Origin of the sequence: Campylobacter sp. 10_1_50 (assembly GCF_000238755.1) — a bacterium.
In the GTDB taxonomy this organism is placed as follows: Bacteria; Campylobacterota; Campylobacteria; order Campylobacterales; family Campylobacteraceae; genus Campylobacter_A; species Campylobacter_A concisus_R.
Genome location: NZ_JH414888.1, coordinates 353,593 through 366,021 on the forward strand (window position 1 = coordinate 353,593; position 12,429 = coordinate 366,021).

12 protein-coding genes and 2 pseudogenes are annotated in these 12,429 nt (G+C 39.5%); 3 read left to right on the top strand and 11 right to left on the bottom strand.

Features of this window, described 5'->3' with window-relative positions:
* On the top strand, positions 1–484 hold a 484-nt coding region (locus HMPREF1019_RS09715; RefSeq protein WP_009294830.1), incomplete at its 5' end, for an NAD(P)/FAD-dependent oxidoreductase.
* Positions 485–536: 52 nt separating this feature from the next.
* Here HMPREF1019_RS09715 and HMPREF1019_RS06040 read toward each other — a convergent pair.
* From HMPREF1019_RS06040 to proA, 9 genes and pseudogenes are all read right to left on the bottom strand, one after another.
* Positions 537–749 (bottom strand): hypothetical protein, encoded by a 213-nt coding sequence (locus tag HMPREF1019_RS06040; protein WP_009294832.1) that lies wholly within the window; start codon positions 747–749, stop codon positions 537–539.
* A pseudogene (locus HMPREF1019_RS06045) lies at positions 746–1,033 on the bottom strand (hypothetical protein); the annotation flags it as partial. The gene HMPREF1019_RS06040 and the pseudogene HMPREF1019_RS06045, both read right to left, overlap by 4 nt.
* Positions 1,034–1,192: 159 nt before the next feature.
* Positions 1,193–1,831, bottom strand: a complete 639-nt coding sequence (locus HMPREF1019_RS06050; protein ID WP_009294836.1) for an HAD family hydrolase — start codon at positions 1,829–1,831, stop codon at positions 1,193–1,195.
* 72 nt (positions 1,832–1,903) lie between these two features.
* Positions 1,904–2,920 carry an OmpA family protein gene (locus HMPREF1019_RS06055; protein WP_009294838.1) on the bottom strand — a complete coding sequence of 339 codons (1,017 nt, stop codon included), beginning with the start codon at positions 2,918–2,920 and terminating at the stop codon, positions 1,904–1,906.
* A gap of 155 nt (positions 2,921–3,075) precedes the next feature.
* Positions 3,076–3,465: a 30S ribosomal protein S9 gene (gene rpsI, locus HMPREF1019_RS06060; protein WP_002939337.1), complete on the bottom strand. Its 390-nt coding sequence runs from the start codon at positions 3,463–3,465 to the stop codon at positions 3,076–3,078.
* A gap of 2 nt (positions 3,466–3,467) precedes the next feature.
* The gene (rplM, locus tag HMPREF1019_RS06065) at positions 3,468–3,896 is read right to left on the bottom strand and encodes a 50S ribosomal protein L13 (protein ID WP_002939292.1); all 429 of its coding nucleotides are present in this window, start codon (positions 3,894–3,896) and stop codon (positions 3,468–3,470) included.
* Positions 3,897–3,976: 80 nt separating this feature from the next.
* Positions 3,977–6,796, bottom strand: a complete 2,820-nt coding sequence (locus HMPREF1019_RS06070) for a RecB-like helicase (protein ID WP_009294839.1) — start codon at positions 6,794–6,796, stop codon at positions 3,977–3,979.
* Positions 6,793–9,138: a PD-(D/E)XK nuclease family protein gene (locus HMPREF1019_RS06075; protein ID WP_009294840.1), complete on the bottom strand. Its 2,346-nt coding sequence runs from the start codon at positions 9,136–9,138 to the stop codon at positions 6,793–6,795. The genes HMPREF1019_RS06070 and HMPREF1019_RS06075 overlap by 4 nt, the downstream gene beginning before the upstream one ends.
* 231 nt (positions 9,139–9,369) lie before the next feature.
* A pseudogene (gene proA / locus HMPREF1019_RS06080) lies at positions 9,370–9,729 on the bottom strand (glutamate-5-semialdehyde dehydrogenase); the annotation flags it as partial.
* 187 nt (positions 9,730–9,916) lie between these two features.
* On the opposite strand from proA, the gene nhaA reads away from it, so the two are divergent.
* Together nhaA and HMPREF1019_RS10525 are read left to right on the top strand one after the other, a co-directional pair.
* On the top strand, positions 9,917–11,077 hold the full coding sequence (gene nhaA / locus HMPREF1019_RS06085) for a Na+/H+ antiporter NhaA (protein WP_009294842.1): 1,161 nt from the start codon (positions 9,917–9,919) through the stop codon (positions 11,075–11,077).
* 105 nt (positions 11,078–11,182) lie between these two features.
* The gene (locus HMPREF1019_RS10525) at positions 11,183–11,311 is read left to right on the top strand and encodes a hypothetical protein (protein WP_262359238.1); all 129 of its coding nucleotides are present in this window, start codon (positions 11,183–11,185) and stop codon (positions 11,309–11,311) included.
* A gap of 83 nt (positions 11,312–11,394) precedes the next feature.
* Here HMPREF1019_RS10525 and HMPREF1019_RS06095 read toward each other — a convergent pair whose 3' ends face one another.
* Together HMPREF1019_RS06095 and HMPREF1019_RS06100 are read right to left on the bottom strand one after the other, a co-directional pair.
* Positions 11,395–11,865, bottom strand: a complete 471-nt coding sequence (locus HMPREF1019_RS06095; protein ID WP_009294843.1) for a FixH family protein — start codon at positions 11,863–11,865, stop codon at positions 11,395–11,397.
* The gene (locus HMPREF1019_RS06100; RefSeq protein ID WP_009294844.1) at positions 11,858–12,427 is read right to left on the bottom strand and encodes a hypothetical protein; all 570 of its coding nucleotides are present in this window, start codon (positions 12,425–12,427) and stop codon (positions 11,858–11,860) included. The genes HMPREF1019_RS06095 and HMPREF1019_RS06100 overlap by 8 nt, the downstream gene beginning before the upstream one ends.
* Positions 12,428–12,429: the final 2 nt, after the last annotated feature.

Here is a 12,429-nt window from a genome sequence, read left to right on the forward strand (position 1 = left end):
TGATCTGCTTTTTACACATAGAGGCATAAGTGGTCCAGCGATACTAAACGCCTCACTCTTTTGGCAAAAGGGTCGAATTTGCATAAATTTTCTGCCTAAATTTAGTGAGAAAAATTTAGTAAATGGCAAAAAGCAGCTTAGTTCAGTTTTACCTTTGCCAAAGAGATTTGTGCTGGAGTTTTTAAGAAATTTTGGTTTAAAAGATAGGGCATTTTATGAATTTAGTGATGATGAAAAGAGCATCATAAAAAGGCTTTTTGCATATCATTTTGCCCCAGCTGGGACATTTGGCTTTGAAAGGGCTGAAGTTACAAAAGGTGGCGTAAAGACTAATTTTTTAAATGAAAATTTAGAGTGTAAAAGCGTAAAAGGGCTTTACTTTATAGGAGAAGTTTTAGATATCACTGGTATGCTTGGCGGATATAACTTGCATTTTGCATTTACAAGTGCTTTCAAGGTAGCTAGCGCTTTAAAAAATAGCTAATCAAATAGAAGTGAAATTTAGCTAGTGGCAGCAAAGACTGCCACTAAATTTATTATTTTTTGCTTAAGCTAGCAAGCTCACAAAGTCCCCAAAGTCCAGCTCTGACCTTATAAAATTCTTTATTAGTCTGAACTATCCGCCTTATACTAGCAAACGGGGTTTTGCTGCCACAAGTGCTAACATCAGTTTCATAGTAAAGATCAAAAAGCGTTGCCATGCCACCAAGGCTAGCTAACGCTTCTACTACGCACTCTTTTTGGTTCATTTCTCACTTAGATACTCTTGTAAGCTTTTTACTTCAAGTGCTTTGCCAGTTTGAACTGTGCTTAGCGACTTAGCAGCTGCAAGCGCTGCACGGATCGTTGTGAAGTAAGGGATCTTAAATCTAAGCACATTTTGGCGGATCTTTTTGCCATCATCCACGCTTGATTTAGTATCGCTTGTATTTATAACAAGCGCTATATCGCCATTTTTAAGCCTATCTTCGACGTTTGGTCTGCCCTCGCTTATCTTATAGACAAACTCAGCCTCCACGCCAGCTTCGATTAAGTGCTATGTCTATAAATTCTGGCTCTTTTTCAATACCTACAAAATCTCTATTTAGTAAATTCTAATACAAGCATTTTGTAATAAGTTAAAACAAAAAATTTATGAATAAATTTATGTTTAAATAGTATCAGACTCAAGAGCTTTAATAAACTTTCACTATTAAGCTTCCTTGATAAAGCTAACAGCCTCAAGCGGATTTGCAAACATATGCTCGCTAAACTGCCTCAAATCAGACTCTTTACCATATCCGCATGTAAGGCCAATGGCCGTTACAAGAGCAGCTTTAGCAGCCTTTAGATCCATGATGGTATCGCCAACCATAAACGCATTGTCTTTTTCTTTTTCTAGTCTCTTTAAAGCTAAATTTATAGGTTCTGGATCTGGTTTTGGATTAACAACATCATCTCGTCCGAGAACCGTTTTTATAAATTTCATAACGCCCAAATGTTCAAGTAAAATGATAGAAAATTTTGATGTCTTTGTCGTAACAACACCAACATCAGCAAACGTGCTAGCTTCTTTTAAAGCATCCATAGCATGCGGTAAAAGCACAGTCTCATCTAAATAGATCTTCTCATAGCAAGCTTTATACTCTTTTACATATTCACCTATTAAATTCTTTTTGGCACCGAGTTTTTCAAACATTATTTCAAGCGGATATCCTACTAGAGATTTTAGTGCATCATGATCAGGCTCTTTCTTATCGTGGGCTAAAAACGCCGCATCAAAGCCTTTTAAAATAGCAGAAGTAGAGTCTATAAGTGTGCCGTCTAAGTCAAAAAGTATAGTTTTTTTCATGATAATCTCCGCAGAAATAAAAAAGGGCTCAGCCGAAGCCAAGCCCTAAAGAAGTAATTTTAAATAATAAAATTATTTATTGAAAGTAGCTTCAACACGTCTGTTTTGAGCGCGACCTTCTTTAGTTTTGTTTGTAGCGATTGGTTTAAGTTCGCCGTAACCAACTGTAGAAATTTTAGCTTTTTCTACGCCGTAACCAGCAAGAACCTCAGCCACTGCTTTTGCTCTTTTTTCAGATAGTTTTTGGTTGTAAGCTTCTGCGCCTACGCTATCAGTATGACCAGCAAGTACAACTTTATAATCTGGGTGTTCACCCATAAAGTCAGCTACTTTTTTGATCTCAGCTGCATATTTTGGTCCAACTTTGTAGCTATCAAATGCGAAGTTAACATCTAGGTCTCTAAGAACGATAACTTTCTCGCATCCTCTTTCGTCAACAACTACACCAGCTGGAGTGTTAGGGCATTGATCGATATCATTTGGCACGCCATCATTGTCATCATCAAGAACTGGAGCTGGAGCTGCTGCTGGAGCTGCTGCTGGAGCTGCTGCTACAACTGGAGCTGCTTTTGAATCAAGACCGATGCCAAAGCCTAGTGAATAGAATAGGTTGTGATCAGCATGCTCAAATTTGATAGCATCTCTTGCCTCTGCTTTAAGAGCAAATCTATCAGTTACTTGGTATCTTAAACCAAGACCATATTGACCAAAACCGCCATCTTCGTTTTTAACAAAAATAGCTGGAACATCTTCATAACCAGCACCGATTAAACCATATAGGCTAACTGGTCCAAAATCAACGATATTTTTTACAAGGTTAGCGTGATATCTAAGAGCTCTACCCTCTCTTACAACGTTACCTGTTCTCTCTTTTAATTTTTGAGAGTAATCAACACCAAGTTCAACTTGATCAAAGAAGAAATCTTCAAGGTTTCTAGCCGCTCTAATACCAACAAAATTGTGGTCTTTTACACGTAAATTTCCTTCTGGATGAACACCACCGATAGTTGGAGTGATCTCATAGTTGTATGCTGCGTTAGACGCAAAAACCGCTGTTGCGGCAACCATAGCTAAAGCAATCTTTTTCATAATAGAATTCCTTTCAAATAGGGATTTTTAATGTTGACTATAATTTTACCTAAATAAAAATAAATTAACTTTAAATTATAACCAAATTCTTAATGTAAATCTCACAATTTACATAACCTAAATTTTGCAAATGCAAAAGCACTTGCAAAAAACCATTAACGTTTAGAGAATTGTGGGCTTCTTCTAGCCTTTCTTCTACCAAATTTCTTACGTTCAACAACACGAGAATCTCTAGTTAGTAAGCCTTTTGGTTTAAGCGCTGCTCTAAAATCAGCATCCATATCAGCTAAAGCACGTGAAATGCCGTGTCTTAAAGCCTCAGCTTGTGCTGAATAACCGCCACCTAAAGTTGTAGCTACTACGTCTATTAAACTCTCTTGTTTTGTTACTAAAAGTGGCTGAATAACTTTAAGCTTGATAGCCTCGTGACCGCCAAGCCAAGTGTTAAGATCCATACCATTTACTACGATTTTACCGCTTCCAGACTTTATCCAAACCTTTGCTACGGCAGTTTTTCTTTTACCAGTTGCATAAACTTTTGCCATAATTATTTTCCTTCTTTTTTAGCTATTTGTGCCGTATGAGGATGCTCACTGCCAGCATAAACTTTTAGTTTTTTTATCATCTCTCTTCCAAGTTTTGTCTTTGGAAGCATGCCACGAACAGCTAATTTAAATAGTTTTTCTGGCTTATTTGCTATCAAATCGCCAAATTTCTCGCTCTTTACGCTGCCAAAATATCCTGAGTGTCTGTGATAAAGTTTATCTTCAGCTTTGTTATTACCAGTAAATTCTACTTTAGAAGCATTTATGATGATAACATAGTCGCCACAATCTACGTTTGGCGTGAAGCATGGTTTGTTTTTGCCACGAAGTATAGTTGCTACCTCAGTTAGCAATCTACCAAAGCGCTTACCAGCTGCATCAACTACGATCCAGTCTCGCTTAACTTCGTTTGGCTTTGTTATTTTTGTCATTTTCTTACCTTTGCCAAGTTAATTTTTGAGTTGTGATTGTATTTAAACAATGCTTTGACAAAGCTTAAATTAAGTAGTATTTAAACTTCAATATATGAAATTTTGCCTTCAAGTGCATAGAAAATGAGGGCGATTATACTATGTTTTTCATAAAATTTAGCGAGCGCATCTTTATACTCTTTTACCTGCTTTTTGTTCTCTTCTATATTTTTATCTGTAGTTTTATAATCAATCACGCAAATTTCACGCTCATTAAAGCAAAAAAGATCCATCTGTTTTAGCTCATTTTTTACTTTAAATGGCTGCTCTTTATAAATTTCTTTGTCTTTTATGCACTCTATAAATTTTGGCTCTCTTATAAGCATTTTTGCCCTAGCAAAGGTATCTTCAAGTGCTTCAAATGGCAAAAATTTATGAAATTTATTTAGCATCAAATTTTTAGCTTTTTCTAGCGAACCATCATCAAATTTCTCGCTCATCTCAAGCAGATAGTGAAACGCCAGACCAAAATATATCGCACTTAAGTTTTTACCACTCGTCTTTTGCTCTCTTGCCTCAACCTCTTGCCTCTCTATCCTTAAAATTTCAGGCATTTTTTCATCTTTTTTTAGCTCTTTTTGCTCAGTTTTACTAGGCAAAATTTTGCCAAAGCTAAATTCTTTTAGATCAAGATAGTCATTTGCTTCGCTCTTGTCGCTTCTTGTGTAAAATGAAAAAAAGCTTGGGCTATTTCCGCTTGGGACGGCTTGTTTGATGATGATGAGCGACTTTGTTGCCCTTGTGAAAGCGACATAAATTTTATTGATATTTTCTTGCTTTTCAAGCTCCTTCATCTGCTCTAAAACGCTTGCATAGTCGCTATCAAAATTTTCTCTACCTGAAATTTTACTCTTTACGATCCACTCGCCCTTTTCGCTGTATTCGGTTATGAAATTTGAGTCATCGCCCCTGCCCTTGCCCATCATGTCGCAAACTATGACGTGAGCAAACTCAAGCCCCTTTGACTTATGCACGGTCATCACTCTCACGCCGTCGCTACTTTTTGGGCTGATTTTAGAGCTAAAGCTTTCAAGATTAAATATAAAATCACTTAAATTTTTATACCCCACGCTTAGCTCAAAAAGACGCAAGATATCTATATCAGCCATATTTATGTCTAAATTTTTAGCTAGATAAAATAGGCTATTTGTCGCGCTCTCCCCAGGCTTTATATTTAGTTTTTTGACATTTGCATTTACTAGCGCTTTTACATTTTTTTCATAAATTTCTTCTTTAAATAGGCAAAATTTCGCATATTCGATGATAGCAGCGACAAGCGGCGTTCTTTTTAGCTCCAAAGTGCCTTCATTGACGCTTTTGATCCCTGCGCTACTAAGCACTTCTGAGATGAGGCTAATGTCGCTATTTTTCCAGCAAAGCACGGTTATATCGCTTGCATTTACGCCAGCTTTTAAAAGCTCACTTGCTTGCGAAACGACCGTACCTGCGATATCTTCATCACTTAGCACACGCAAGTAGCCGTAGTCATCTTTTTCTACTTCAAAATACGCACACTCGCCACTTACCTCATAGCTTAGCGTCTCATCTTTTTTAGCTGGCTCTTGTGGCTCAAAACTAAGCCCATATCTATGATAAATTTCTTCAAAAACGGCGTTGTTAAATTTCACCAAAGCCTTTAAACTGCGGTAGTTGCTTGACAAATTTTCTATATCTATCTGACTAAAATCATCTCCCAGCTTGTCAAAAAGCTCCTTTTTGCCACCCCTAAATTTATAGATGCTCTGCTTCGTGTCGCCCACGTAAAAGAAGCTTCCAAGCCCGTTTTGTCCGTATCCAGAGACGATTTCAGCGATAAGCGGCAAGATGATCTCATACTGGATCACGTTTGTATCTTGAAACTCATCGACTAAGAGGTGATTTATCCTGCCATCAAGCCTAAAATAAAGCGCCTCTTTATCCAAATTTTGCACCAAAAGCTTAAAAACCAGCTTGTTTATATCAGCAAAGCTTAGCGCATTTATCTCTTTGTTTAGCTCCAAATTTGAAGCCTTATAAAGCTTTAATAGCTTGCTAAAGCCACTTAGCCTATACTTTTCGACCTCTAAAATGTAGTTTTTCGCTGCCTCTTTTAGCTCAAAAAAGAGCCTATCAAGCTCACTTGTGTAAATTTTGTTAAAAGTGCGGTAGTCTAGGCTTTGCCTAGCAAAAACCTTACTCTTAAATAGCTCAAATAAATTCTGCTCGCCAAATGTCTTTTTAGCCACATCACTAGCGCCATTTTGCAAGGCTATATGCTCATTTATCGCCTTTTGTGCCGCCCTTACTTTGCTATCATCTGGATAGCTTGCACCACTATCTTTTAGCTCGCCGCCAAAGCTCTCATAAAATTTCGCCAAAGTCTGCGAAAAGCTAGCCTCTTTTTGGCTTGAGATGATCATCATTAAGGCAAGCTCACTAAGAAGCTTTTTATCCTTGCTCGCCTCTTTTACAAATTTTTTCCACGCCAGATCTTGCAAGCTATCTTGCACGCTGTAATCAGGGCTAATGCCTAAATTTTGGCTAAATTTCTTCAAAATCCCAGAGAAAAACGCATCAAATGTATAAATTTTTAGCTCACTTTGCAAAAAGACGCCAAGCCTCTCATCTCGCCTTTTTATCGCCTCATCTTGGCTTATACCAAGCTCCGCGCACACCGCTTCAAGCTCGCCCTTTTTGTTTTGCAAGTCCAAAAAAGTGGCGATTATGCGCTCTTTCATCTCGTTTGCTGCTTTTTTTGTAAAAGTTAGAGCGACGATCTCGTTTATATTTTCGCCTCGAAGCACCAAAGCGATGTAGCGAACGCTCAGCGCAAAGGTCTTACCGCTTCCAGCGCTTGCTTTTAAGGCTAAAAAATTTTTCATAACTCTCTCCTACAAAGTGTGACGTATTCGCAAAATGCGCAAGCACCGCTCTTTCTTTCAAAATTTATCTTAGTTTTGTTTATGGTTTTTAGCTTTTCTATCTCGCCGCTTAGATCCTCTACGCTTTTTTTAGAGCTAACTAAGCTAGGCTCGTTTTTTAGGGCATAGTAGGCACTTCGCACCTTGCCGCCGTAAAGTGCTTCGTAAAAGGCAAGCTGGAGCGAATTTACATTTGCCTCGCCCGTTTTGTAATCAAGTATAAGCACGTCGTCGTTTGCGCCAACGTCGATCCTATCGATAAATCCCTTTATCTGCACGCCGCAAAACTCACTTTGCACCTCTTTTTCGCACTCAAGCACCCTAAAACCAGCCCTTAAACGCTCGTTTTCATAAATTTCATACTCTTTAAATTTATGCGTCCAAATTTCAAACTCAAGTGGCGTAAGATTTTGCTTTGCTAGCATCTCTTTAAAAACGGCTAGATCAAAGGTGTTATTTTGCTTATAAAACTCACTCGTATAATATTCAAAAAGTGCGCTATGAACGCTATTTCCTTGCTTTGTACCAAGCTCACTTGCAATAGCTTTTGGCGCATTTATGTGAGCTATCTTTGTGTAGTAGTATTTTCTTGGGCAGGTTAGAAATAAATTTAGCGTCGAAAACGAGAGTGGATTTGCGAAGAAATCATGCTCTAAAATAACCTCATCATCACTTAAATTTAAACTCGCAACTCCTTTTAAAAATAGCTTCAAATAGGCCTCATCGCTAAATTTCTCATCTTTTATCGTTTTGAAATTTTTTAAAAATCTTGAAGGTATGCTCTCTTCATTTACGCAGCAGCTTATCGCCACTTTTTTGGCGTTATTTATGAGGCTTTCGTAGTAAAATCTCTGCAAATTCTCGCGCTCAATGTAGCTTATAAGCCCCGCTTTTTGCCTCACTTTTGAGTTTAAAAACATCTCGTTTGCGCTTCTTGCTGGGATGAAGTTGTCGTTAAAATCAACTATGATAACGCCATCAAATTTCATCCCGCGGCTCTCTAGCATGCCCATGACGCTGATCTTTCCGCCACCCACATCATCGATGCTTAGGCGCGAGATATTTAGCAAGAAAATTTCACTTAGCTGCTTTAGGCTAAAGCTAAAATACCTGCATAAATTCTCCATCCTAAAAAGCTCAAGTGCGAGCTTCTCTTCGCATCTTGGCTCATTTTCAAGCACCAAAAGCTCATCTATTAGCTCTTTAAATTTGCCAAATTCACACGCCTCAAAGTAGCTAGCTCTAAATTTCTCAAAGAGCTGCTCACTCACGCCAAATTCGCTTAAAATAAAGCCAAGCTCCTCGTAGCTCTCACACTTGCTTTGATCAAAAACTGGGCTTGTCTCTTCGTTGATCGCTCTTGTGATGTAGTAAAGCGTCTCATAAAATTTTGTATTTTTAAAGCTCTCGCCCATAGCGTAGTTAAAAATTTTAGCGCTATCATGAAGCCTTAAAATCTCGCTAAAGCCCTCATCTGGCAAGATCACTGCGATATTTTCAGGCTTTATGCCATCAAGCACAAACTCACTCGCCTTTGCCATAGCGTAAGCGCACTGCAAGCTTCTTGTAGCGAAATTTCTTACTAAAACTGGCTCAAATTTTGTGATATTTTCTAGGCAAACTAGCTCATTTGTGTTTAAATTTAGCTCATATTTTTTGTAGTTTTCAAGCTCATTAATGGCTGAAATTTGCCTTATCTTTTCTATTAGTTTTTTATTAAAAACGCTAGTTTGAAAGATGATCTTTAGCGTGGTTAGTTTTGAAATTTTCTCTAAAATTTCCCACTCAAACTCGCTTAAAATGCCATCAATGTGCAGTGAAATTTCACTAAAACTTCTTATGTAAGCTTCATTTATAGAGTAAATTTTTGGCAAGGTTATATCATCATAAAGATCCTCTTTATCAAGCAAGCTCTCATACTCTTTTAAAACCGCTTCAAGTATGCTTAAATGCTCCTCAAAATCAGCGTAAATGTCGTTAAATTTTATCTCTTCAATGCTCTTTTTACTAATAGCAAGCTCTTTAAAAAACGAAAAAAGATAGTCGTTGTTTTTCAAAAACTCAAAAAACTCAGTTGGGATTTTAAGCACCGAGTTTGCCTCTTTGACGCTGGCACAGGCTCTGTTCATAAGCACTAAAGCGTAGGTGCTATCGCACTCAAAGCGGCCATTTACAAAAACGGCCTTTTTATAAAACTCAGCGATGCTTAGACTTTTTGGGATTAGCTCGTCATTAAAACCAGCGTTAAATTCCCTGATCTTACGCGAGTTTGTAAAGACGAAAAGTTGATTTAGATTGCGCATTTTACTCTCTTAAATTTTTAAAAAATGATAGCCAAAAGCTGATAAAAGAGCGCTTTTTCTCACTTAAGGCAAGCTTTGAAAATTTTTCTAAATTCATTAAAAATTTAAGCCTTAAAGTGCTGAGGGCTACAATTTCAAAAAGGAGAAAAAATGCATAAAGAGTTAAACAGATCTGGCTTTTACTACGGCTTTCCAGTTTTGCTTGCCACCACAAAAGATCAAAAAGGGCGAGATGATACCGAGCACCCCCAGCGGCACGCGAATGCGGCTGATTTGCATGCCGTTTGGATGGCTCCAGCCGCCTAAATTTTCGCCTACGACCTCGGCAAAGCCCGCCACCTCGCGCACGCCCTTCGCCATAGCCTCGATGCGGGCATCCGTTAGTCGCAGGCGGTCTAGCAGCGCCGCACTAAGGCCCGATTTCTCGCCGTTTGCAAGGTCTTTGGCGTTTGCCGCTTTTATGGCCTCTTTTTGCGCTAGCAGCTCGTACGCCACGGCGTTTAAAATTTCAAATTTAGCAGGGCTATCAAGTCTCAAAAGCTCGCCGCAAACAGCCTTTGCACGCTTACATATATCTAAAATTTCATTCATTTTCGCTCCTTAATCTATAAAAACCGTGCGCAAGCGTCCCGCTCCCGCAAGCGCGGCATGGCAAATTTTAGCGACGCGTCTACTAAATTTGCCTTTAAATTTGACTTGATTATAGCCAAATTCGCCCGAATTTTATGCGAGCGTAAAAATACGCTATAATCGCCAAAATTTATAAAAAGGAAGCAAAATGGGCGGAATAAAAGAGTTTTTAAAACACGAAGCCAGCGGCGGGATTTTGCTGATGATCGCTACGGTCGCGGCGCTACTGTGTCAAAATACGTTTTTGAGCGATTTTTACAACGAATTTTTAAATACCAAATTTACCATGAGCTTCGGCGAATACGGACTAAGCAAACCCCTGATCTTGTGGGTGAACGACGGGTTGATGGCGGTATTTTTCTTTCTCATCGGACTCGAGCTAAAGCGCGAGGTTTTGGAGGGCGAGCTAAAAAATCCGTCGCAAATCGCGCTACCAGCGATCGGCGCGGCAGGCGGCCTGATAGTGCCCGCGGTTATCTTCTATCTTTTTACGAAGCACGACTCATTCGCGCTTGGCGGCTGGGCGATACCGACGGCGACGGATATCGCGTTTGCTCTGGGGATTTTGAGCCTACTCGGGCCTCGCGTACCGACTAGTTTAAAAATTTTCCTCATGACGCTAGCGATCGTCGACGACCTTTGCGCGATCGTGATTATCGCGCTATTTTACACGAGCGAGCTTAGCGCCCAAATGCTTGCGGTCGCGAGCGTTTGTCTAGCCGCGCTTTTCGTGCTAAACAGACTCGGTGTAAAGAGCAAGGCGGCGTATCTGATCGTAGGCGCGGTGATGTGGGTAGCAGTGCTAAAATCAGGCGTTCACGCCACGCTTGCCGGCGTCGTGGCGGCCTTTTTCATACCGCTTAGCTTTAAAGACGAGCCGGGCAAATCTATGCTAAAAAGCATCGAGCACGACCTGCACGGCTGGGTAGCGTTTGGCGTGCTGCCGATATTTGCCTTCGTAAACGCAGGCATCTCACTACGAGGCGTCGGACTGGACGAGATTTTGTCTCCGGTCGCGCTAGGCACGGCGCTGGGGCTTTTCGTCGGCAAGCAAGTCGGGGTATTTTCTTTTAGCTTTTTGGCGATCAAATTTAAGCTAGCCAAGCTGCCAGAAGGGTCAAATTTCATCCAACTTTACGGCATCGCGGTGCTTTGCGGCGTAGGATTTACGATGAGCCTTTTCGTTAACGGCCTAGCCTACAACGACACGGACGCCTTTGCCTACACCGACAAGCTCGCTATCTTGCTAGGTTCGGTAGTTTCGGGTGCCGCGGGGTTTATATTGCTTAAATTTAGCGCCAAAAACTAAAGCGCGCGCATAAAAGAGTGCAAGATACAGATAGAAACGATCGTAGAAAAGTGCGAGATAAAGGAGTGGTTTTGCATCGTTACTTGCAAGATAGTTGGCATATTTGTGGATGAAAATTTGTTAAAAGATGAAAAGCTAGATACTAAAAAATACTCGCCGCTCATCTATAATTTTAAAGAGTACGTCACAACTAGCAAGCGTTTGGGCTTAAATTTTGGTTTTAGAGAGGTTTGAGCTGGAGTTTTGGCTGGCTAGAAAGTAAAAATTTAAATTTGATTTTGACCTTGGCTAAAAAAGACTTTAGATGCAAATTTAGCCTATTTTGTAGCGTTAAAATCAAATTTATAATATCTCGTATCTTGCTTGTCGCTTAGCCTTAAAAGTAGCTGCCACCTGCCCTCTTTTAAGCCAACACTCTCGCTTACAAGCTCATTTTCTTGCCATGAGGCGCTTAATGTTTTGTTATCTTTGTTTGTTTGTGGGCGAGTTAATAAAATTTCATAGCTAAGGCTTGAAATTTCGCCATTTTTTGGCGTTAGAAGAAATTTAAACTTACCCTGCAAACCTTTAAATTCTGGCTCAAATTTAAGGTCAAATTTCTCATCAAATCTCACCTCGCTCTCTTTTATAAATGTGATGTTTTCATCGACGCTTTGATGACTTTGCATATAAGCGCTATCCATCTCGACTGGGTTATTGATCGCAACAACGATGGTTGCGGCGCAAGCTAAAATGATAGCGACTATGCTAAGCACGATGCCATAAGGCCAAAAGCTCTTTTTAGCCATTTTTTACCTTTTTATAAAAGATGATGAGCACGAAAAATGCGATCAAGCCGTAGATGAAAATTCGTAAGAAATTTAAGGTCGTCTTGTTTGAGCTACCGATGCCACTTTCTAGCTTTAAATTTAAGCTCTCAGCGATCTGTTCGGCGATATCAGCATAGCCGTTTAAGATAGCGGCGTTATAGACATCTTTGCCGTTTTTTGAGACTAAAATGGGGATAATGGTGCCTGATTCTGGATTTACACTTAGAATTTGCTCTTTATTAAAGAGCTTTGAAGTGTTTGTATCGCTAAAAATTTCAACCTTTTGCTTATCTTTTATAAGCACTAAAAATGCAAAAGGCGAGCTTAAATTTTGCTCTTTAAAAAGCGCGTCTAGCTCGCCATCTTTATACACACCAACTACTAAATTTATGCCGCTTTTTTGATAAAGCTCGCTACCGATCTCATTTAGCTTTTGGCTCACTTTTTGGCTTAAAATTCCATCATCATTGATAACAAAATTTGCACCCCAAGCCAAATTTTGCCACAGCAAAATGATAAAAATGAGTGCAAATTTCTTCAAAT

Excerpts from the sequence above, each read along its gene's own strand:
- HMPREF1019_RS06040 (WP_009294832.1), bottom strand. The coding sequence starts at position 749 with ATGAACCAAAAAGAGTGCGTAGTAGAAGCGTTAGCTAGCCTTGGTGGC.
- HMPREF1019_RS06050 (WP_009294836.1), bottom strand. The coding sequence starts at position 1,831 with ATGAAAAAAACTATACTTTTTGACTTAGACGGCACACTTATAGACTCT.
- HMPREF1019_RS06055 (WP_009294838.1), bottom strand. The coding sequence starts at position 2,920 with ATGAAAAAGATTGCTTTAGCTATGGTTGCCGCAACAGCGGTTTTTGCG.
- rpsI (WP_002939337.1), bottom strand. The coding sequence starts at position 3,465 with ATGGCAAAAGTTTATGCAACTGGTAAAAGAAAAACTGCCGTAGCAAAG.
- rplM (WP_002939292.1), bottom strand. The coding sequence starts at position 3,896 with ATGACAAAAATAACAAAGCCAAACGAAGTTAAGCGAGACTGGATCGTA.
- HMPREF1019_RS06070 (WP_009294839.1), bottom strand. The coding sequence starts at position 6,796 with ATGAAAAATTTTTTAGCCTTAAAAGCAAGCGCTGGAAGCGGTAAGACC.
- HMPREF1019_RS06075 (WP_009294840.1), bottom strand. The coding sequence starts at position 9,138 with ATGCGCAATCTAAATCAACTTTTCGTCTTTACAAACTCGCGTAAGATC.
- nhaA (WP_009294842.1), top strand. The coding sequence starts at position 9,917 with ATGGGCGGAATAAAAGAGTTTTTAAAACACGAAGCCAGCGGCGGGATT.
- HMPREF1019_RS06095 (WP_009294843.1), bottom strand. The coding sequence starts at position 11,865 with ATGGCTAAAAAGAGCTTTTGGCCTTATGGCATCGTGCTTAGCATAGTC.